The following is a 20,258-nucleotide window of genomic DNA, read 5'->3' on the forward strand; positions in this document are numbered from 1 at the left end:
AATAGATAACCTCCGATTGAAAACCGAAGATCATGTTACCCTCTAATAAGGGGTCCCGTTTGGATGCCGATAACCCCCAGAAAGGGGTCCTTATTCCACGCCGAATGACAAGGTCAAAAACCTCTTGCAAAACGGGCGGCAACCACAGAGGCCGTTACATCTCAACGCCGGGAGATGGCCGGGAAAGCAGTGGCATTGCGAGGGGTGAGCGTTGCGCTTGCCTGCCGCACCTTCGAGGTCAGCGAGACATGTTATCGTTACAGCGCCAGGCTGAACGACGAGAACGAGCAGATTGCCGATCTCCTGATCGGACTGACGCGGGCAAAGAAGACCTGGGGCTTCGGTCTGTGTTTCCTTTATCTGCGCAATGTCCGGGGACATCACTGGAACCATAAACGCGTTTACCGCATCTATCGTGAGCTTGAATTGAACCTCAGGATCAAGCCACGCAAGCGGTTGAAGCGGGACAAGCCCGATGCTCTGACCGTGCCAGATGCGCCGAACATGGTCTGGTCCATGGATTTCATGGCCGACCGGCTGGAAGATGGAAGGCAATTCCGGCTGCTGAACGTCCTGGACGACTTCAACCGCGAAGGTTTGGGCATTGAGGTGGATTTCTCGCTGCCTGCTGAACGCGTCATCCGCAGCCTCAACCAGATCATCGAATGGCGCGGCAAACCATTCGCAATTCGTGTTGATAATGGGCCGGAATACGTCAGTGGCAAACTGATGGAGTGGGCTGCCAACCAAGGCATCGCCTTGAGCCATATCCAACCCGGCAAGCCACAACAGAATGCGTATGTCGAGCGCTACAATCGCACCGTTCGGACTGAGTGGCTCGACCAATATATCATCGAAAGCATTGAGGAGGCGCAGGAATTTGCCACGCAGTGGCTATGGACCTACAACAACGAACGTCCCAATATGGGCATCGGCGGCGTAACGCCCGCACAGAAACTGAAAATGGCCGCGTGAATTCTACTGACGAGCCCCGTTAAAAACGGGGGGATTACCATATCAAAAGCACTGCCATAATGCGGAAGCAGCGCCAGTTACCCCCGCCGCCGTGATATCCTTTTGGAATGCTGAGGCCATGTTCTTAAAAAAGATATCGCCTGTAAGTTTAAAAAGCTGACATTGCTGCCGTATCGTCCGTGTGGGTGAATAATCTGGATGTGATAATGATCGCAATTCGTAAGAGTTGATCATGTCTTTTCGGCGGAAGCGCTGAACGTTTTCGCGCAGTGTGGTAAGATTGCCGTTTATGAGTGGCGTTACGCTTTTATCTCCGAGCTTTCTTTCATACAAAGCTAGAGCGAATAGAGAGAATATGTCACCATTCAAAACACGTGACGATTGACCGTCTGGCAGAGGGTATTCGTCAAACCATAAGTATCCATTTTCATCTATATAGGAGAACCATCGTTTTGGAGGCGGGTTTCCAAATGTGTGGATGGTCTTAAATGCTGCAACTAATCCTTTAATGGCTTCATAGTATTCAGGCTTTTTGAAACAATCAGTGGCACGAAGAAGGCCCGATAGAACAAACGAATTAGTTAGCGCACTATACCAAGGGGGCTGCAAACCCACTCCCTTCGGACGCGGGAAGAAAAAGTCCATTCGCACCCAGTAGACATCGCCATCCCGATCTGTATATTCCATGGCCCGTTCAAACAGTTCATGAAAGAGGCGGCCAGCTTCATCTTTACTCCCCGGATACTTGTGTGCGTAATTACAGAGCGCAATAGAATTATTATAGAATACCAATGATTCAAAGTTCTGTTCGTGTTGGTTGCGATAAATTTCGTTCCAATCAAACGGAAGCCGCAATCCAAGCCTTTTATTATCGAATGTTGGCTCCCACGCCCTTTCAGGCAGCGTTTCCCATCCATCTAAGCGAACCTTTTCAATATCGTAGGCAAATTTATGCTGCTTGAATTGTCCAGCTGTAGCTGTCCCAGCCATCCCTATACAAATCGCAAGCGACACAATTATTGATTGAATGCCCAAATTCCACATTTGTAAAATTCCCAACGGTGACCGGCAATCCCCCGTTAATAACGGGATCTGGCAATTTCCACTTGTTTGGAGGCGCCCACTGACATGCTCGAACCCATTAATGTGTATTTTGAGATGCAGTCGCAGGTGCTAGAGTAGATGAAAAAGCAGGAACTCGCCGTAGCTCTTGAGGAAAAAGACCTGCTTTGCGGAGCGCTGAACCTATTTTCAACGAGCCGAAGACGCTCCAATGTGAAGTATCATAGTAGAGACCTTCGCCGTCCATAAACGGCGAGCATCGCCCTTTAGTGCAAGTACCTTGATTGAACGAAAGAAAAGTGCCTCCCGTTTCTTCTGTTAATGCTCGGATCTTTTCATTCGTCGCAGTGGTTATGTCTTGTCGTATCGTTGTCTGTGCTTCACAATGGAGTGAAGGGAGTTTTAGGCGCTTTAAAGAACAATTCCGATCATATTTGCCAAGGCGGGGGATTATCCCAATAACAAACACTTGGTGTCCTCCCATTATAAGCTTTGTAAGTGTTGATGACATTGCAGTGTTAAAGTCTGGCTTATTCAGATAGGCATCCCATTGAGCCGCTATTATAATAGTGTGATACTTGGTAAGAATTGTCCGGACTCTTTCTCCTGACTCTCGGCAACGCTCCTTTACAGTGTCACGAACGAAGTGCTCCGGTATGTCAAGCACTGGCGGGCAGCTTGAATGCGCAATGTTTCTAAATGAAAAACCCAGTTCCTCTGCCGCTTGGGATAAAACGCCGACGTAATGTGCAGCATTAGAATCTCCCCAAAGTAGTGCATCTGGGATGTCGCCATTTATTATGCAGTCCGGATTTGTCAGCATCTTATCGGTAACCAAGTAACTTTGGCATACATACTGTGCACTGAAGGCCGGACGGCTATCTGCGGCGAGGCGCGTCAACTCTGTCTTATATACGGGAGAAAGGGCATAAATACCATATCCGTCTGTTGTAAGGAGCATACTGGATAACGCAATGATACATAATGCCGGGATCGCGGCGATGCGAAGAAAGGCTGCGGATGCGTTGACCCGAAGGTGGCGGAATGGGTTCTCGACCAGATAGTAGCTCATAATTGACAGCAGTAGCATCATGCCGAATAGCGTTAGCTTGGCTGTGAGGTAAGGTTCTCCGAAAGCGTACCAGTAGAAAGACATAATCGGCCAATGCCAAAGGTAGAGAGAATAGGATATGAGGCCGATATAACGGACGGGAGGCAGCATCAAAGGAACCGAAACAAAGTTTCCACGACCAGCACCGCCATACAGCATTAGGGCCGCGCCTATAGTTGGTGGCACTGCATTGATGCCCGGATAAATCATGTCACCGCTAAGCGCAAACAGGCTCCATCCAATCAGTATTGCTCCGAATAAGCTCGATATATTGGCAATCAATGGCGCCGGTTTTAATCCGCGCGCAATAGCGGCGGCAATCAAAGCGCCGGCAAGAAGTTGACCTGCGCGTGAAGGGAGCATGTAGTATGCGAACTCCGTATGCTCAGCGGCGATCAACTGACCCAAAATGAAAGACGCGATCATCGTCACGATAACGAGAACCCAAAATAGGTTCTGTCTTTGCCACCGCATTCCAAAGAGCAATGCGACCGGCCAGAAAAGATAAAACTGCTCTTCGATACCTAGCGACCATAGATGTAGGAGAGGCTGAAGAATGGCAGCGTCGGCAAAGTAGCCTGTGTCCAGAAAAAATGTGAAATATATATTTGCCGACCAAAGCTGCGCAGCGGCGGCTGATTTTGCCAATTCGTTGAGGTCATCGGGAAGCATCACGAACTGCCCGACAAGCAGTGTGGTTGTAATCACAAGAGTTGCGGCAGGGAGGATACGGAGAATGCGCCGCCGGTAAAATTCGCGGAAACTGAACTTACCTGTCTGCATCTGGCGCTGGATGATACTTGTGATCAGAAAACCGCTGATCACAAAAAATATATCGACACCGATAAAACCACCTGGCACCCAATTTGGATCAATATGAAATAAAACGACTGCGAGAACCGCAATCGCTCTTAAGCCGTCAATATCATACCGATAAACCATAAGTGAGCGCCCTTTACCCCCGAATGATTGTCGATAGTTACGGGGGTAGGCGGAAGTCAAGGTTTATTTCAAGATTTGCCCCAGTTTCTCTATTCGGCATGTTTGTGTCAAGCGCTTTCAAGCTTTCCTCTTCTTCGGCAAGTGAAGCCTTTCGCAGGGTCTCGCTTCTCTCTGGGATCGGCACAAGCGGGGCATCGAACTCACCCCATTCATCGTTCCGCAAAGGACGCCTTCCCACTGGCAGGTGGAAGTCAATTACTCGTTGTTAAACGAGTGGGTACGTTTGACCTAATTAAAATTAGCGTGCCCGTTGCATTTGAGGAAACCGGGTCCAGCCAGTTGGCATCAGGAAGTGATTAGCCCGATAGCTCTGCCTAGTCCGCCAGTGGCACCTTCAAACTTATGCGGCAGGAAGATAAAAACTGCGCCCCGAGTAGGCAATTTTCCCAGGTTTGTCAGGTTCTCTGTTGCGATCATTCCCTTGCCGAGCGCTGCCCAGTGAGGAGTATAATCATCTTGCATAAGCCCGATGCCTCTGCCATCAATTCCGATATGCTTAATGCCACGCTCATGCAGCAATTCGATAGCATCAGCACCCGGTGCTGGGTGTGAGCGGTCGTACTTGAAACCTTCCGGGTATGGCCGGAAGTAATTATCCGACCAATCCGTACGGAAAAGCACTATCTCACCTGGGGAAAACTTTCCATTTTCCTTTTCCCAATTCTCTAAAAATACCCGATCAATCACGGGACTCCGTTCAAGGTGGGTTGTTTTCCCTTTTGGAACTGTATCAATAAGAGGTCGTACGTCTACCACGACAGCGGCACCGATCATATCATTCAAGTCGAGTTGATCGATCGTAACAGTTCCAAACTCGGTAGCGTGAGGCAGTCCGCTTTCAATTGAGGGGATCATATGGCAAGGGGCATCGCAGTGGGTCCCAGTATGGTCGTCATGTATTTGTACATATTCAAGAAACTGACCACGTGGCCAAGTGTAATGATTCATCATGAATTGTCCAAAACGCTGACCTTCAGGAGGCGATGAGGGTTGGTTTTCCCCGGTAAGAACCGATAAATCCACGAGCTTAGCGCTTTTGATTAAGGCTAAAAGGGTTTTAGCATCAGGCATAGACTGTGTACCTTGTGTGAGTGGTTGATTGCTCATTAGGATATCTAGGTACAGAAGTTGTCAATGGTTTACGATAAGAAAAAAATTCTATCATGAACGCCTACCGCGCAGTCTTGGCTTTGCCTCTTTTATCGAGGCGCTCGCTTAAAACTTCTCGGAGCACCTGAGCAAGATTGGGTGTTGCGCTTGAGCACATGACAAGTAACTTTGCAGGTTTGTCACCAGCGGCCAGGTAGGCATGCCCCATCGTGCTATCAAAATAAGCGGAATCTCCTGCCTCCAAAACTGTCGGTTCATAAAGCTCTGTTTGGAGTTCTATGCTGCCTTCCAATACATATAGATATTCTTCGCCGACATGAGTCCAGAGTCCATTAATCTCATTAAGCGAATGCGCACGAACTTCAATTATCATCGGAATAATGCGCTTATGAGCAATGTCCGTGCATAAATAAGTATATGTGAAGTGTTCATCACTCATAGTGAGGCCGGATGTCCCACGAGAAACGCTTCGACGACCTGTTAGAGGGCGCAAGCCCCCATTTTTTTCAGTAGATTTTGAAATAAGATCGCCAATTTCAATGCCGAGTCCAGCACATAATTGCAATATTGTTTGGTAAGAAGGTGAAATCAGGTCATTTTCGATTTTTGATAAAGTAGATTTGGAAATACCCGTTTTGGCTGCGACGTCAGCCAAAGTCCAGCCGTGATAGCTGCGCCGCTCGCGCAAAGCTTCGCCGATTGATGGTGCGTTCTTGTCAAATGCCATTATCAATATTCCAAATAGTTTGCGACAGAAAACCTACTCTTACGGTATTTAAGCAGCGTGCACGGGTAGGTCAAATCAAATTCCTCACGTTCCCGTATTGACACAAAGTTTCTTATATGAAACTGTCGTTAACAAATATCCATGCTGTTATAATTTGGAAGATATCTAAATGGGAAAACTCGATAACAAAGTTACATGGGTTACGGGCGCTGGTAGTGGAATTGGAGAGGCTACATCTATTGAATTGGCAGCTTCCGGGGCTACCGTAGTGCTTACCGGTCGACGTTTAGAGCCTCTCAAAAAAGTAGCAGAAAAAATCCAAGCGGCGGGAGGAGACGCCGTCGTAGCTCCTGCTGATTTGACTGATGCTGCCCAGGTGCAATCAATTGTTGACGAAATAGTTTGTCGTTTTTCTAAACTGGATATACTGGTAAATAATGCTGGTGTAAATATTCGCGACAGAAGTACAGATAAACTGACCCCAGAAGGGGTAGATACCTTGATTTCTACTAATTTGTCTGCGGCTTTCTACTGCGTGACTAGTACGCTTCCCGTTTTTCGGAAGCAAGGCGGCGGGTTGATGATACACACTGCCTCATGGTTAGGACGTCACAGTCACAAACTGGCGGGAGCGGCCTATAGCGCGGCAAAACATGCAGTAGTAGCCATGAGCCATGCCGTTAACATGGAAGAGTATTCAAACAATATTCGATCATGTGTTATTTGCCCGGGTGAGGTCGCTACACCAGTGTTGGATAACAGGCCTGTTCCAGTGCCGCAAGAAGAGCGTGATCGGATGCTTCAGCCCCATGATCTTGCTGAAGTCATATCAATGATCTGTAATCTGCCCGACAGAGTTTGCCTTAATGAAATACTGATTAGTCCAACCTGGAATCGGATGTTTCTATCCCAAGAGCAATCAGGTCTGGTCGCAGATCGCCAGCAATAACTCGTTAATATTATAGAGGTTTGCCATGGCAGAAGCGGTAACAACAAGTGATCTCACTCCCAAGCAGCCGCTTTTACAGATGAGAGATATCACAAAGAGGTTCGGGTATATAAAGGCGTTAGATGGTGTCGACCTAGACGTCTATCCCGGTGAGATCCATGCTCTCATGGGCGAGAATGGGGCGGGTAAGTCCACGCTTATGAAAGTGCTTTCCGGAGCCCATAAAGCCACTTCCGGCTCCATTCTGGTGGATGGAGAAAACAAGAAAATTAATGGTCCAAAAGAGGCTAAGTCCCTTGGAATTTCCATTATATACCAAGAGCTTTCGCTGGCTCCCAATTTGAGCGTAGCTGAGAATATGCTTCTTGGCCGCGAATTAACTCGCGCCGGAGTCCTTGACAGGAGCGCGATGCGGGCTGCTTGCGGCAGAATTCTGCAAGAACTTAATGTGAGTTTTCATGTTGATGATAAAGTTCGCAGTTTATCTCTTGCCCAGCAACAACAGGTGGAAATAGCTCGGGCGCTTCTTGCGGACTGTCGAATTCTTGTGATGGATGAGCCGACTACGTCCCTTTCTTCAAAAGAATGTGAGAGCTTGTTTGATCTGATAAAGAAATTGCGTAAGCAAGGGCTGGCAATCATCTACATCAGTCACCGAATGAGCGAAATATATGAACTCAGCGACCGAGTCACTGTACTGCGTGACGGGCGCTATATCGGTTGCATTTTACGCGATGAGCTATCTGAAGAACGTCTAGTGCGGATGATGGTGGGACGCGACGTTTCCAGTTTTTATCAAAAAGACCGTAGTGCCTCGCATAAAGCCGTTCAAAAGCTTTTGACCGTTTCAAATATGTCCGATGCTCGAAAAGTTAAGGGCGTGTCGTTCGATTTGTTTGAAGGCGAAATATTAGGCGTAGCAGGTATTGTCGGTGCGGGGAGAACTGAGTTAGCGCGATTGATTTACGGAGCGGATCGTAAACACACTGGTTCTCTGACGCTTGGCGGCAAGCTTGTCGAAGTTGCCAGTCCCCAAGATGCGATCGCAGCGGGTATTGTGTATTTGACAGAAGATCGAAAGCAGGAAGGTCTGTTTCTCGATATGAGTGTCGATCAGAATATCAATATCGCAGTAATGGAATTTGACTGTCATTTCTTCGGCGTTCTCGATTCTCGCAAGGGAAAAGCAAGAACAGCCTCTGCAATTGAAGATATGAAAATTGCTGTATCTGACGCGCTCGTTAATGTTGGATCTTTATCTGGCGGAAACCAGCAAAAAGTCCTTCTAGCACGCCTGCTCCAAACCAATCCCAAGATTCTAATCTTAGACGAGCCTACACGAGGCGTGGATATTGGCGCAAAATCAGAAATTTATCGGATCATCGAAACTTTAGCTGCATCGGGCACCGGGGTCATCGTCATTTCAAGCGAGTTACCTGAGTTGGTGGGGATTTGCGATCGGGTTCTCATTATGCGTGAAGGCGCAATTGCAGGCGAGGTAGGTGGGACTACCGGTGTTGCCATTGATCCAGAGATTATTATTGCAAAAGCTACCGGTGCCACGCGGCAGCAGATAACACACTAAAAGGGAACAGTCTTATGACAATGACTGCAAGGGGTCAGGACCCAGGGACACGTCACAAGCGGAATTTGAAATCGTCATTCTATGCTCTGGGCATGCTACCGGTATTGATTCTGATAGGCATTATGTTCCAGTTTCTAAGCGGCTATGCCGAAGCTGGGAGTTTTGCGGAAGCATGGTCGGCAGGACGGTTTCTGACTGCTCAAAACCTGTCAATTGTCGCTCAGCAGGCTTCAATTAATACAGTTCTGGCCGCTGGCATGACCTTCGTAATCTTAACCGGTGGTATTGATCTATCGGTTGGCTCAATTCTGGCGGCTTCAGCGATGGTGGCGGTAATCGCTTCGCTGTTACCGGATGGCTACGGCTATCTAGGAATTCCAGCTGGAATTTTGTTGGGCACGTTGCTCGGTTTAGTCAATGGCTCCTTGATCGCATTCGGAAAACTTCCTCCTTTTATCGTTACGTTGGGAACTCTAACTGCGGTACGTGGACTGGCCCGTCTTCTTGGAGATGATAAGACTGTTTTTAATCCGGATCTGCCATTTGCATTTATAAATGGTACGGCATTCTTCGGTATCTCATGGCTCACATTAATCGCAGTCACTGTGATCCTTTTCTCTTGGTTTATTTTGAGGTTCACTGCTCTCGGTGTGCGAATTTATGCTGTTGGTGGTAACGAAATTGCCGCCCGACTTTCCGGCATAAAAGTGTGGAGCGTACTCCTTTTCGTTTACGTGGTTTCAGGTTTTCTGGCTGGACTTGGCGGCGTCATGTCATCAACGCGCCTGCTTGCAGCAAATGGATTACAACTGGGTCAAGCCTATGAACTAGATGCCATTGCTGCCGTAATCCTCGGAGGAACCAGCTTCGTCGGGGGGGTGGGTACGATATGGGGCACTCTCATTGGAGCGCTGATTATCGCTGTCTTGTCCAATGGGCTTATCCTCACAGGGGTCTCTGACGTTTGGCAGTTTATTATTAAGGGTGGAGTCATCGTAGGAGCAGTTGCTCTTGACCGATATCGCCTCAAAGGTTCCGTCCGGACCTAAGAGAGCTTGTTCAGGCGGAATGTCGGCGGTCGCTCTGAACTAATCATCGTGCCGACCTCGAAGGGAACACAAAATGAAAAGAATACTGTCGACCGCAGCATCAATTTTGCTTTTGTGCACGTCAATGTCCTCAGCAGCAGAATTGAAATCCATAGGAATCTCTCTAGCCTCCCTAGGAAATCCCTTTTTTGTTGCCCTGGCCAGCGGAGCTGAGGCGGAGGCGAAAAAAATCAGCCCCGACGTAAAAGTAATAACCGTTGGTTTCGAGCAGGATCTCAACAAGCAGGTCGATCAGATTGATAATTTCATTGCTGCGGGTGTGCAGATGATAATGCTCAATCCAGGGGATCCTAACGCACTCGCTCCAGCAATTCAGAAAGCAAAGGATGCTGGTATAGTCGTTGTATCTGTAGACACCGCAGCTAAAGGTGCAGATCTAACTGTAACGACGAATAACCATCAGGCAGGAGAGATAGCTTGTCAGTTCATTGTCGATAAGCTGAATGGCCAAGGCGATGTGATTATCCAGAACGGCCCACAAAATTCTGCCATCATTGACAGAGTTGAGGGCTGCAAATCGGTATTTGAGGCAAATCCTGGTATCAAAGTTCTCTCTGACGATCAAAATGGTAAGAGTTCGCGAGATGGCGGGCTTGAAGTAATGCAATCGCAGCTTACCCGCTTTCCAAAGATTGATGCGGTTTTCGCTGTTGCAGATCCACAAGCCATTGGTAGCAGCCTTGCAATGAAACAGCTAAATCGTGAAGGGATTATTATAACTTCAGTTGATGGCGCGCCAGATATCGAATCTGAACTAAAAAATCCAAATAATCCTTCGATTCAGGCAACAGCCAGCCAAGACCCTTATATGATGGCTCGAACCGCTGTCGAGCTTGGATATAAGGCACTGAACGGCGAGAAGTCTGAAAACCCCATTGTTTTGCTGGATTCAAAGCTAGTTACCCGTGACAATATTGAAGAATACCAGGGGTGGGAAGCTCAGCGTGATTAATTGAAGAAAGTGGCCTCGAAATCTTCGGGGCCATGCTCTTAGTCGATATAGCAGCGTTCTGGCTGCATCAGACAATGGCCTTTCGGGGTGCTCAGCAGCGGCCCGGATTAGGATTGGCGTTCAACAGCTATCGCTTGGATTGCGAGTGCTTGGGCTGATCGGTTGACGCCGTGCGCCAAGTGTAGCACAAACCTATGACACATTTGGCGAATGTGAAAAAATGATTTATTGAAATCATTGAGGAATTTGGCTTGGCTGGGAATCCAGGCACTGCAGTCCAACCTTGTTGAATTGGAGCCATGGTTTCAGCGGCATTGAAAAATCATGGCCGAGACCTTTTCCAGCGAATGAAATCGGATTGGCGCTGAATTTCCATATGCCAGATTTATCCAAGAGCGATCACGCATCGAAACCGGATTGATTTGCCAAATTTACGTCATTGAGCGCTAATATGGAGTTTTAAGCTGGACAATCATCGAGGCTTCGTACCAAGCAGCCTCGATAGGTTTCGAGACTGCTTGAGACCTGATTTTCAGGCATGTTTGGGTTTTATCAGGCAGGCGCGCTGTCAGCGCGCGAGGTTAGCTGCCCGCAGATAATTTACCGAAGGCAATATCGCCTTTTTGTCGCGTAATTCGAGAATGAGACGCGGATTGCTTTCCAGTTCGGCCAAGGCTGTGAAAACCGACTCCCAGTGGATATTGCCTTTGCCGATTTCCCAATGGCGATCCGCATAGCCGTCTGCATCCTGCAGGTGAACATGCTGCAAGCGATTGCCGGCTGCACGGACAAAATAATCGACCGGGCAGGCATTCAGCGAGCCATGCGTAAACTGGGCATGGCCAGTATCGATCGATATGGCGACCGCGGGTGACTGGAAACTGTCGGCAAGCAGGCAGCGGGCTTCGGGATCAATATCTTCGATATTCTCCACGACCAGGGTACAGCCGATATTTTCGGCGTATTTGACGACGGGTGCCAAAGTATCGTGCGCATATTCGATGATCTGCGTCGAACTGGCCGGAACATTGCCGATATTGTTATTATACCAGAAATTATAGGGGCTATGGATGACCATCTGCGTGGCACCCATATATTCGCAGACTTTCAAGCCCTGCAGGTAGCGCTCGGTGACAATCTTGCGAATATCCGCATCGGGATTGGAAAAATTGAGGCCCCAGAATGGTCCATGGATACCCAGACGGCCTCTGTAGCCTTCCAGCAAAGTTTTGATGCGGCTGGCCGGGGTTTTCCAGTCTCCCTTCAAAAGCGAAACATCGATGAAGTCCTGAATTTCAAGATCGCGATGTTCGCCTATGATGAATTCAAGATTTTCTTCGAGAATATCCAATGGCATCGCCGCGCCGAGAAGAGGCAAATCAGTCACTGTTATTTCCTTTGTTATATCAGAGGATTGTTGTCAGCCGTTCGTTGCGGGCCTCGATAACCAGATCCGGACTGTCGGAGGTGATATAGGGAATATCGCGGTCCATCCAGCGGTCGATCAGCTCGCGGTCATTGAGTGTCCAGACACCGAGGCGGTCCTTGGGGAAAAGGCTGAGGATGCGGTCGAATTCGGCTTCAAAAAGGACGTGGTGAACGCCAACGAAGCGAACCAGCGGTTCGACCGTGCGAAAGAAATGTTCAAGCCCGCCATTGCGCTCGACCCATTCGGTATTCAGGGACATCAGCCGTTCGATGGCCGGCGCGACCTCCGCGCAGCGTTCGACGACGCTGCGGTCGAATGAATGGAGCACGACGCGCTCAGCAATGTTGCGGGCTTCGATGATTTCGACCGTCTTTTCCACCAGGTCCTCATAGGGCTTGCCGTCAGGGCCGGATTTCAACTCCACATAAAGTTTCAGGTCGGGCCGGACCTCCAATACATTGAGCACCTCTTCAAAGGTCGGAATATGATCGCTCGTGATATTGCCATTTTCGTCTTTCAGACGAATTGACCGGCGTGCGGTGTCGTCGAGATCGCAGACATTGCCACTGCCGGTCGTGGTGCGGTCGAGCGTTGCGTCATGGATTACGAGGATCTGGCCGGAATTGGTCAGGTGAAGGTCGAATTCCACCCCCTCGACGGCAAGTGCAAGCACGTTGCGAAAGCCGGTCAGCGAATTTTCGGCCCAGAGATTGCGCGCACCGCGATGCGCCATGATTTTCAACATCCGATTATTTCCTATTGAACAGTAGGGTCCAGCTTGTCGCGAAGCCAGTCGCCAAGCAGTGAGATCGAAAGGGTCGTCAGTACAATGATCAGGGATGGAGCGAGCATGATCCAGGGCGCTTGGGTGAGATATTCCCTGGCGAAACCCACCATATTGCCGAGTGAAGTCTCGGGAGGCTGGACGCCAAGCCCGAGGAACGAAAGACCCGATTCCATCAAAATTATTTCTGGAAATGTCAGCGTCATGGAGACGATCAATGTCGAGGCTACATTGGGCAGGATGTGATGGAAATAGACACGAAGCGGCGTCGCTCCCAATTGGATGACCGCACTGGCATAGCCCTGGGCGCTGGCGGAGATAGCGAGGCCGCGCGCAATACGGGCATAGCGCTCCCAGCCATAAAAACCCATCAGGCCGACGAGCAGGGGCATGGAATTTCCAAAAAAGGCCAATACTGACAAAGCGAGAATCATGAAGGGCAGGGCGGCCTGGAAATCGGCCAGCATCAACACGGCATGTTCGACCCAGCCGCGAAACCGCGCCGCGAGAAAGCCGAGCATCGTCCCGAAAACAGCGGACAGAATGGTGGCCCCGAAGGCGATTACCAGCGAAACCCTGATCGACTGAATAAGCCGGGAATAAACGTCGCGTCCCAATTCGTCGGTGCCCAGCCAATGGCCGGGTGTGCCGATTGGCACCAGTCGCGCGCTCAGATCCATTTTTGTGATGGGGTAGGGGCGCAGGAAATCGGCAAAAAATACGACGAACACCATAAAGCCAAGCCAGAGCGTGGCGAAAATGATGCTGGCGGGCATCATGGAACGCAGGCGCCGGATGAATGCGGGCGCTTTGATCATGCCGCTATGGTGAATTGCTGTGTCCGACATTGATCGGCCCTTTATTTGTTCTTACGCATTATCGAAATCGAAGATGAATCCGGTGCAGCACATTTTGAAGCGAGCGAGAGCATGTTTCGATCAGATCGACGCGCCAGGTTTTGTTTAATGCGCAGCCTTGGTCCGCAGGCGGGGGTCGAGGACGCCATAGAGGACATCGACTGTGAGATTTGCAATCACCATGCAGCTTGCGATCATGAGCAGCAGGCATTGCACAACGGCAAGATCGCGATTGGCGACGGAAACAACCAGCAGGCGGCCCACGCCGGGCCAAGAGAATATCGATTCAACAACCACCGCACCTGCGATCAATGCGCCGACCATAAAGCCGGCAATAGTCACGATCGGCACGGATGCATTGGGAAGAGCGTGTTTCCAGACGACATTATGCCAGCGAACGCCTTTGGCAGAGGCAGTCCGGATATAGGGCTGGCCGAGAACCTCGATCATGGCCGAGCGTGAAAAGCGGGCAAGAATAGCTGTGCCGCCAATGGCGATGGTTAGGGTGGGAAGGATGCCATGTATCCAGGTGTCGCTGCCGCCTGAAGGCAGTATGCCAAGCTGGATCGAGAAGATCAGGACCAGCACCAGCCCAAGGACAAAGGACGGCACTGTAAACCCAAGAATAGACAGGGTGATGACGCCACGATCTGCAAAACCCTGCCTGTGCAGCGCTGCATAGACGCCAGCAGGAATGCCCAGACAAAGTTTGATGATAAGGGCAGGGATCGTGATTTGCAGCGTCGCGGGAACACGCTGGAGCACCAGGTCGAGGGCAGGGGCCTTGTCGCGCATGGAGATGCCGAAATCAAAGGTCAGCACACCCTTGAGATAGGAGAGATATTGCAGCCATATTGGATCATCCAGACCCCATGCCTTGCGAAATGCATCGACAGATTCCTGAGGCGCATCGGGCCCGAGCATGATCTGCGCCGGATCGCCCGACATGCGCAGGACGACAAAGGCGAAGGTCATCACGAGAAATACGGTGACGAGCGCGCGAAGCAGCCGAGATCCGATATATGTCAACATTTATGCATTCTCACGCTGCATTCAGTTCTGGTTCTACAAGATGGCAGGCGGTGTGCCGGTCATATCCGGAAAGCTCCAGTTCAGGCATCGAGTCTGGGCATTGCAGGCCAGCGATCGGGCAGCGCGGATGAAATACGCAGCCTGAGGGCCGGTTGGCCGGGTTAGGCGGTTCGCCCTTCAAAATCAGCCGCCGGGTAAGCTTTTCCCCCGGTATGGGGACTGATGAGACCAGCGCTTTGGTGTAGGGATGCATAGGCGTGTCGAAAATAACGTCCGAGCCTGCTTCCTCGACGATCTTGCCCAGATACATGACGGCGACCCGGTCGCAGATGTTGCGGACCACCTTGAGGTCGTGGCTGATGAAGATCATGGCGATGCCATGCCGTTCCTGCAAATCACGCAGAAGATTGACAACCTGCGCCTGGATTGAAACGTCCAGTGCAGATACGGGTTCGTCGCAGACGAGAAGCCGCGGGCTTGTCGCAAGCGCGCGGGCGATAATCACACGCTGGCGCTGGCCGCCGGAAAGTTCGTGGGGATAACGCTCGGCCTGATCGCGCCGCAGGCCGACGGACTCCATCAGTTCAGCGATACGATCCTTGAGGTCGGTGCCGGCTGCAAGCCCGTGAATCTCCAGAGGCTCTCCGATCTGGCGGGCAATGGTCAGGCGGCGATCCAGAGCAGCCAGCGGGTCCTGAAAGACCAGTTGCATCTGCGCGCGCAGTTTTCGCCACTCCTGTGTATTGCGACGCGGCAATGGCTTCCCGTCGAAAAGCACCTCGCCTTCCGTCGCGTCATCAATACCGAGCAGCATGCGGCCGAGAGTGGATTTACCGCAGCCCGATTCTCCGACGATGCCAAGTGTTTCACCAGACCGAATATGGAGGCTTACGCCATCGACGGCTTTGACCGGCGTACCCTTCCTGAACAGGCCGTGGCTCGAATAGACCCGCACCAGATCGCGTGCTTCAAGCAATGCGTTCATGCCGGAATTCCTTCCACGCGGTTCGTCCTGACGCCGTTGTCCGCCGGGAGGGAAGGGGAAGGGGTATAAGGCTGAAAACAGGCGACTTCGCGTGAATGGTGCATTTTCAAAAGAGGGCTGTCAGTTTCGCATTCATCATTGGCGCGCGGGCAACGAGGAGCAAAGGCGCAGCCTTGCGGAAGATTGCGCGGATCAGGCACGGTGCCCGGAATCGCATTGAGCCTTTCGCGTCCGCCATCAAGCCGTGGAATGGCATCGAACAGACCGCGCGTATAAGGGTGTGCAGGGGTTTCGAAAAGTTCAGTCGTTGGCGCAGCTTCCACGATGCGCCCGGCATACATCACGCAGACGCGTTCGCAAACCTGGCTGACCGCACCCAGATCATGGCTGATGAAGACGATGGCCATGCCCGTTTCGCGACGTATCTGATCCAGAAGATCAAGAATCTGGGCCTGGATGGTGACGTCGAGTGCCGTTGTAGGCTCATCGGCGATGAGCACGTCGGGCTGCCCTGCCAATGCGATGGCGATCATCAGACGCTGGCACTGCCCGCCTGAAAATTCATGAGGATAGAGATCGAACCTGCGGGCTGCATCGGGAATGCCGACGCGCTCCATCAGTTTGATGCCTTCGTCGCGCGCGGCCTTGTCTTTTAAACCGCGATGCAAGCCAAGAGATTCGACGATCTGTGCGCCGACTTTCTTGACCGGATTGAGCGATGAACCCGGATCCTGAAAAATCATGGCGATGCGGCTGCCGCGAACGCTTTCCTTGGCGCTGCGGGATGAACCGACGAGCTCTTCGCCGTCTATCTGGACTGAACCGGACACCGATGCCTTGCCGGGCAGGAGACCGAGTGCTGCCAGCCATGTTACTGATTTGCCGCAGCCCGATTCACCGACAAGCCCCAAGGTTTCGCCACGGCTGACATCAAGATCAATACCGTGCAGGACCTGCACGCCGCTAAAAGAGACTTTCAAGTCCCGAATGGAGACGAAAGACATCGTCTACGCCTTTCAAGGGCTTTGTATGCATCATCCGAACCGGATAATTATTTCGGTGAATGCAGATGCTGGAAAGGCTGGCGCATAAAGCGCCAGCCAGATTTGCGGATTAGCTGTTCCAGTTGGGGGTGCGGAAATCCATGGCGAAGGCAGGCGCGGCCTTCCACTTGAGTTCCTTCTTCATGCCGGTGAAGACGGCATTCTGGTGCAGGATATTGTAAACGGGGTCTTCACGCTCGCAGATTTCCAGCATGCGCTTGAATGCCTTCTTGCGCTCTGCCGGATCAGTCGAGGTTTCCATGACAACGGACAGCTTGTTGACCTCGTCGTTCGACCAGTCCTTTTTCTGCTGTACTTCACCATTGGGGCCGAACTGAACGACCATCGGGGTGATAGGATCGTTGATGTTATTGGATGCCGACCAGTCGCGCACGCCCTTGGTGCCTGCGGGATCGTGAATCTGCGCCCAGTTTTCCTTCATCTCGATCTCGACGTTGAGGCCGACCTGCTTCCACATCTCGACCAGAACCTGAGCCGTGGTGGTCTGGTTTGTGTAGTAGTTGTTCAGCAGACGATAAGGGATGGCATCACCCTTATAATTTGCCTGCTTGAGCAGCTCGCGAGCAAGCTCCGGGTCGAACTGCGGCGGGGCCCAGTCATCAACAAACATGCCCGAAGCGGCATAGCTGTCGAACTGAAGCCCTGCCGGAATCTCCGTCTGCCCGGCCCAGAGCGCATCGACGATTGCCTTCCGGTCAATCGAATGCGTCATTGCGCGCCGCACCAGCGGATTGCTCAGGATTTCGTTTTCTGTGTTGAAAACGGTGATGCGGTGGTTCCAGATGGTCGAGCTCTGAACTTCAAGGCCCGGATTGCTGGTTACGGTGCCGATTTGATCCGGCGGCAGGTCGCAGGCAAAATCATACTGGCCGGAAATCAGGCCGTTGACGCGGCTTGCAACTTCCGGAACCTCGACAAAGCGAATCTGCTGAAGGGGCGGACGTCCGGCCCAGTAGTCGTCATGGGCTTCGAGCACCAGTTCGACGTCGGGCTTGTATTCGACAACCTTGTAAGGGCCGGTCGTAACAGGCTTGCGCGCCCATTCCGTATAGGACTTGGCTTCGTCCCATGCGCGCTTGTTGGCGATCTGCGAACCAAATGCATAAAGACGGCCTTCGAGGGTGACGTCCGGCGTGGCGTTGTGGAAGCGCACCGTATATTTGTCGACGGCTTCGACGCCGCGCAGGGCAGGCCAAAGGCGACGGGCGATGCCCGGAACCGATGCCGGCAGTTCCTTTTCCGTCTGAGGCTTGAAATTTTCCGCATAAAGCGTCTTGCCGCCCGCTGGTTCGGTTCCGGCGAACAGGCGCTCGTCGGAGAAGGAGAAGACAACGTCGTCGGCTGTCACTTCATCGCCATTGTGGAACTTGACGCCCTGACGCAGCGTGAGCTCGATCGTTTTGTCGTCGAGGCGTTTCCACTCGGTAGCAAGACCGGGAACCGGGCCCTGATTGCCCATCCAGTCACGCAAAATCAGGCCTTCCCAGAGATTGGGGAAGAAGACGCGCTCACCCACGTTGGACTGTTCATTCCAGATGTCGAGCGTATTGTTGTTCGTGATCTTCTGAACAGCGATCGTGATGGAAGGGCGCTGATTGGCGCGAACAATTCCCGGCATGAACAAGGTGCCGGCTGTGGCGCCCATCAGGCCAAGTGCGTGGCGACGGTTTATAAGCATATCCTACCCCGAAAATAGCGGCACCAAAATGCTGGTGACCGATTTGAGACTGATCGGGGAGTAAACTTGTAATGTAACAGTATCTTCACCGTTTATTGAAAATTTTATAACGGCTTTGTGGATAGGTATCGCGGTATCTTGTGCTGGATATTCCGCGATTGAACCGTTTCCCGCTGGTTTCGACGGCTGACAAACAAACAAGACGCGCTCGATGTTAATGAGTGCGAATTATCGAAGTAAGTATTTGCGGTAAAAGAGAAAATGGTGGGTGATGTAGGGATCGAACCTACGACCCGCTGATTAAGAGTCAGCTGCTCTACCAACTGAGCTAATCACCCACTCGCTCGGCCGGGGCAGCGTCCCCGGTGAGGTGAGCGGTTCTATAACGGCCTCTTTGCAACCTGTCCAGCCTGTAATCGCAAAAAATACAAAAAAGTGCATCGGCCTTTATTATTAGCTGGATAAATGCTGCCTTGGGACCGGAATGCAGGCAGGATGTTGGTGTATTGCACCGCTTTTTGGATCGACCTGCGGTGTGCTGCACCGCTTTTGGGACCGAATAGTGAATCAATTTTCGTGGTGGCGTTGTATTCAGCCACCTCAAATTCCATATGTTCAGCGTTCGATTTCTTTATGCACAGGGCGCAGCAACCGCCAGGCAGCCTTTTGCTTCGATCAAGGCTCTGCGAATTGGTGGCTCTGGGTGCTTTAAATGTCACGGCTCTGTCATCAATTATTGATGCTTGTTTGTGATGATCGGGCATATAAATGACGTGATCGGCAATTATAGCATTTGCCAATCAAGAATATGGTGTAAGTGCTTAGCACATGCAGACGGGGGTTCATGCACCGGGTTATCCTCGTTTCCCAAAATATGAAGCGAGACCGGGCGGGTAACTTCAGAGTCCGGTTCGCGGCAGTTTGAGGACGGAATGGAAAGCATAATTAGCGATCTTGGACAGTTCATCTCCGATCATCGGACATGGGCCGGTCCTATCGTCGGTGTGATCGCCTTTGGCGAATCTCTCGCTATCATTGGAATGTTCATTCCCGCAACGCCCATCATGATCGCCATCGGAGGACTGGTGGGCGCAGGCATTGTCGAGCCGGTTCCGGTCATAATCGGCGCGATCATCGGTGCCGTGATCGGCGATATTATTTCCTATTTTCTCGGCTGGTGGCTTGGCCGCAACATTATCCACAAATGGCCGCTCAACAAGCATCGAAGCGGTGTGGCGCGCGCGCGGCTGCTGTTTCGGCGTTACGGCTTCATGGCCGTTTTCCTGGGGCGCTTTTTCGGACCTGTGCGCTGCACGGTCCCGATGGTGGCGGGCATGATGTCGATGGACCAGACGCGATTCCAGACAGCGAATGTGCTTTCGGCAATGGTCTGGGCACCGGTGATGTTCCTGCCGGGCTGGCTTGCGGGCCGTGGCGCCGGCATTTTTGCCCATATGGATGGCGATCACATGTTCTGGTTTGCCATCGGTATCACAGTCGCGACCATTATCGTTACGGTGATCGGTGTGCGGTTCTTCAAGGCGCGCCCGCGCCGCGAACGCAAGCGTCGGGTTCATGTTTCTCCGGCTGAATAGATCAACAGTCTTGCGCAAGCGCCTTGTGTCTGCAAATAATAACGAAGCACCAAGTGTTTGATGGCAATACGGTACGCGATGCGGGAAAATCACCTCTATCGTGCCAATTTGAAAGGTTGATCGCGCTTTATGCCCGACGACAGTTCTGACGATTCGTCTTCGCGAAGTCCCGCTCCCTTACCGGGAGCCACGGGATTAACCGATATTGCATGTTTTCCGCCGGACGTAGTTCCTTTTGGCCGGACCGTATCT

The 20,258-nt window shown here is 51.5% G+C and carries 16 protein-coding genes, 1 tRNA gene and 1 pseudogene; 6 read left to right on the forward strand and 12 right to left on the reverse strand.

Annotated features, from left to right (window positions below; translation table 11 throughout):
• Window positions 1-159: 159 nt before the first annotated feature.
• Window positions 160-975, forward strand: a pseudogene (locus DKP76_RS07760) (IS3 family transposase); the annotation flags it as partial.
• 42 nt (window positions 976-1,017) lie between these two features.
• Here DKP76_RS07760 and DKP76_RS07765 read toward each other — a convergent pair.
• From DKP76_RS07765 to DKP76_RS07785, 4 genes are all read right to left on the reverse strand, one after another.
• Complete coding sequence (locus DKP76_RS07765) at window positions 1,018-2,019, reverse strand: D-glucuronyl C5-epimerase family protein (RefSeq protein WP_109705905.1); 1,002 nt, start codon at window positions 2,017-2,019, stop codon at window positions 1,018-1,020.
• Between the two features lie 97 nt (window positions 2,020-2,116).
• The gene (locus DKP76_RS07770) at window positions 2,117-4,090 is read right to left on the reverse strand and encodes an acyltransferase family protein (RefSeq protein WP_109705906.1); all 1,974 of its coding nucleotides are present in this window, start codon (window positions 4,088-4,090) and stop codon (window positions 2,117-2,119) included.
• 345 nt (window positions 4,091-4,435) lie between these two features.
• Window positions 4,436-5,257 carry a cyclase family protein gene (locus DKP76_RS07780; protein WP_109705908.1) on the reverse strand — a complete coding sequence of 274 codons (822 nt, stop codon included), beginning with the start codon at window positions 5,255-5,257 and terminating at the stop codon, window positions 4,436-4,438.
• Between the two features lie 64 nt (window positions 5,258-5,321).
• The gene (locus tag DKP76_RS07785) at window positions 5,322-5,987 is read right to left on the reverse strand and encodes a helix-turn-helix domain-containing protein (RefSeq protein ID WP_109705909.1); all 666 of its coding nucleotides are present in this window, start codon (window positions 5,985-5,987) and stop codon (window positions 5,322-5,324) included.
• 169 nt (window positions 5,988-6,156) lie between these two features.
• On the opposite strand from DKP76_RS07785, the gene DKP76_RS07790 reads away from it, so the two are divergent.
• From DKP76_RS07790 to DKP76_RS07805, 4 genes are all read left to right on the forward strand, one after another.
• The gene (locus DKP76_RS07790) at window positions 6,157-6,936 is read left to right on the forward strand and encodes an SDR family oxidoreductase (RefSeq protein WP_109705910.1); all 780 of its coding nucleotides are present in this window, start codon (window positions 6,157-6,159) and stop codon (window positions 6,934-6,936) included.
• 25 nt (window positions 6,937-6,961) lie between these two features.
• Window positions 6,962-8,521, forward strand: coding sequence for a sugar ABC transporter ATP-binding protein (locus DKP76_RS07795; protein WP_199224782.1), 1,560 nt, complete (start codon window positions 6,962-6,964; stop codon window positions 8,519-8,521).
• A 20-nt stretch (window positions 8,522-8,541) separates the two neighbouring features.
• Entirely contained in the window at window positions 8,542-9,570 is a 1,029-nt protein-coding gene (locus tag DKP76_RS07800) for an ABC transporter permease subunit (RefSeq protein ID WP_199224796.1), read from the forward strand.
• Window positions 9,571-9,643: 73 nt separating this feature from the next.
• Window positions 9,644-10,582 (forward strand): ABC transporter substrate-binding protein, encoded by a 939-nt coding sequence (locus DKP76_RS07805; RefSeq protein ID WP_109705912.1) that lies wholly within the window; start codon window positions 9,644-9,646, stop codon window positions 10,580-10,582.
• Window positions 10,583-11,150: 568 nt separating this feature from the next.
• Here DKP76_RS07805 and DKP76_RS07810 read toward each other — a convergent pair.
• From DKP76_RS07810 to DKP76_RS07845, 8 genes are all read right to left on the reverse strand, one after another.
• Window positions 11,151-11,969, reverse strand: a complete 819-nt coding sequence (locus DKP76_RS07810) for a sugar phosphate isomerase/epimerase family protein (protein WP_109705913.1) — start codon at window positions 11,967-11,969, stop codon at window positions 11,151-11,153.
• Window positions 11,970-11,988: 19 nt separating this feature from the next.
• Window positions 11,989-12,756 carry a glycerophosphodiester phosphodiesterase family protein gene (locus tag DKP76_RS07815; RefSeq protein ID WP_109705914.1) on the reverse strand — a complete coding sequence of 256 codons (768 nt, stop codon included), beginning with the start codon at window positions 12,754-12,756 and terminating at the stop codon, window positions 11,989-11,991.
• 11 nt (window positions 12,757-12,767) lie between these two features.
• Window positions 12,768-13,613, reverse strand: coding sequence for an ABC transporter permease (locus tag DKP76_RS07820; RefSeq protein WP_425349387.1), 846 nt, complete (start codon window positions 13,611-13,613; stop codon window positions 12,768-12,770).
• 144 nt (window positions 13,614-13,757) lie between these two features.
• Window positions 13,758-14,684: an ABC transporter permease gene (locus DKP76_RS07825; RefSeq protein WP_109705916.1), complete on the reverse strand. Its 927-nt coding sequence runs from the start codon at window positions 14,682-14,684 to the stop codon at window positions 13,758-13,760.
• 10 nt (window positions 14,685-14,694) lie between these two features.
• Entirely contained in the window at window positions 14,695-15,669 is a 975-nt protein-coding gene (locus DKP76_RS07830; RefSeq protein ID WP_109705917.1) for an ABC transporter ATP-binding protein, read from the reverse strand.
• Window positions 15,666-16,673, reverse strand: a complete 1,008-nt coding sequence (locus DKP76_RS07835; RefSeq protein ID WP_109705918.1) for an ABC transporter ATP-binding protein — start codon at window positions 16,671-16,673, stop codon at window positions 15,666-15,668. The genes DKP76_RS07830 and DKP76_RS07835 overlap by 4 nt, the downstream gene beginning before the upstream one ends.
• 109 nt (window positions 16,674-16,782) lie before the next feature.
• The gene (locus tag DKP76_RS07840) at window positions 16,783-18,411 is read right to left on the reverse strand and encodes an ABC transporter substrate-binding protein (RefSeq protein WP_109705919.1); all 1,629 of its coding nucleotides are present in this window, start codon (window positions 18,409-18,411) and stop codon (window positions 16,783-16,785) included.
• A 262-nt stretch (window positions 18,412-18,673) separates the two neighbouring features.
• Window positions 18,674-18,749: transfer RNA gene (locus DKP76_RS07845), tRNA-Lys, on the reverse strand.
• Between the two features lie 594 nt (window positions 18,750-19,343).
• Between DKP76_RS07845 and DKP76_RS07850 the strand changes: the two genes are divergently transcribed.
• A complete protein-coding gene (locus DKP76_RS07850; RefSeq protein WP_109705920.1) occupies window positions 19,344-20,006 on the forward strand; it encodes a DedA family protein in 663 nt (220 codons plus the stop codon).
• Window positions 20,007-20,258: the final 252 nt, after the last annotated feature.

The sequence above is a fragment of the Falsochrobactrum shanghaiense genome (genome assembly GCF_003149535.1).
GTDB lineage: Bacteria > Pseudomonadota > Alphaproteobacteria > Rhizobiales > Rhizobiaceae > Brucella > Brucella shanghaiense.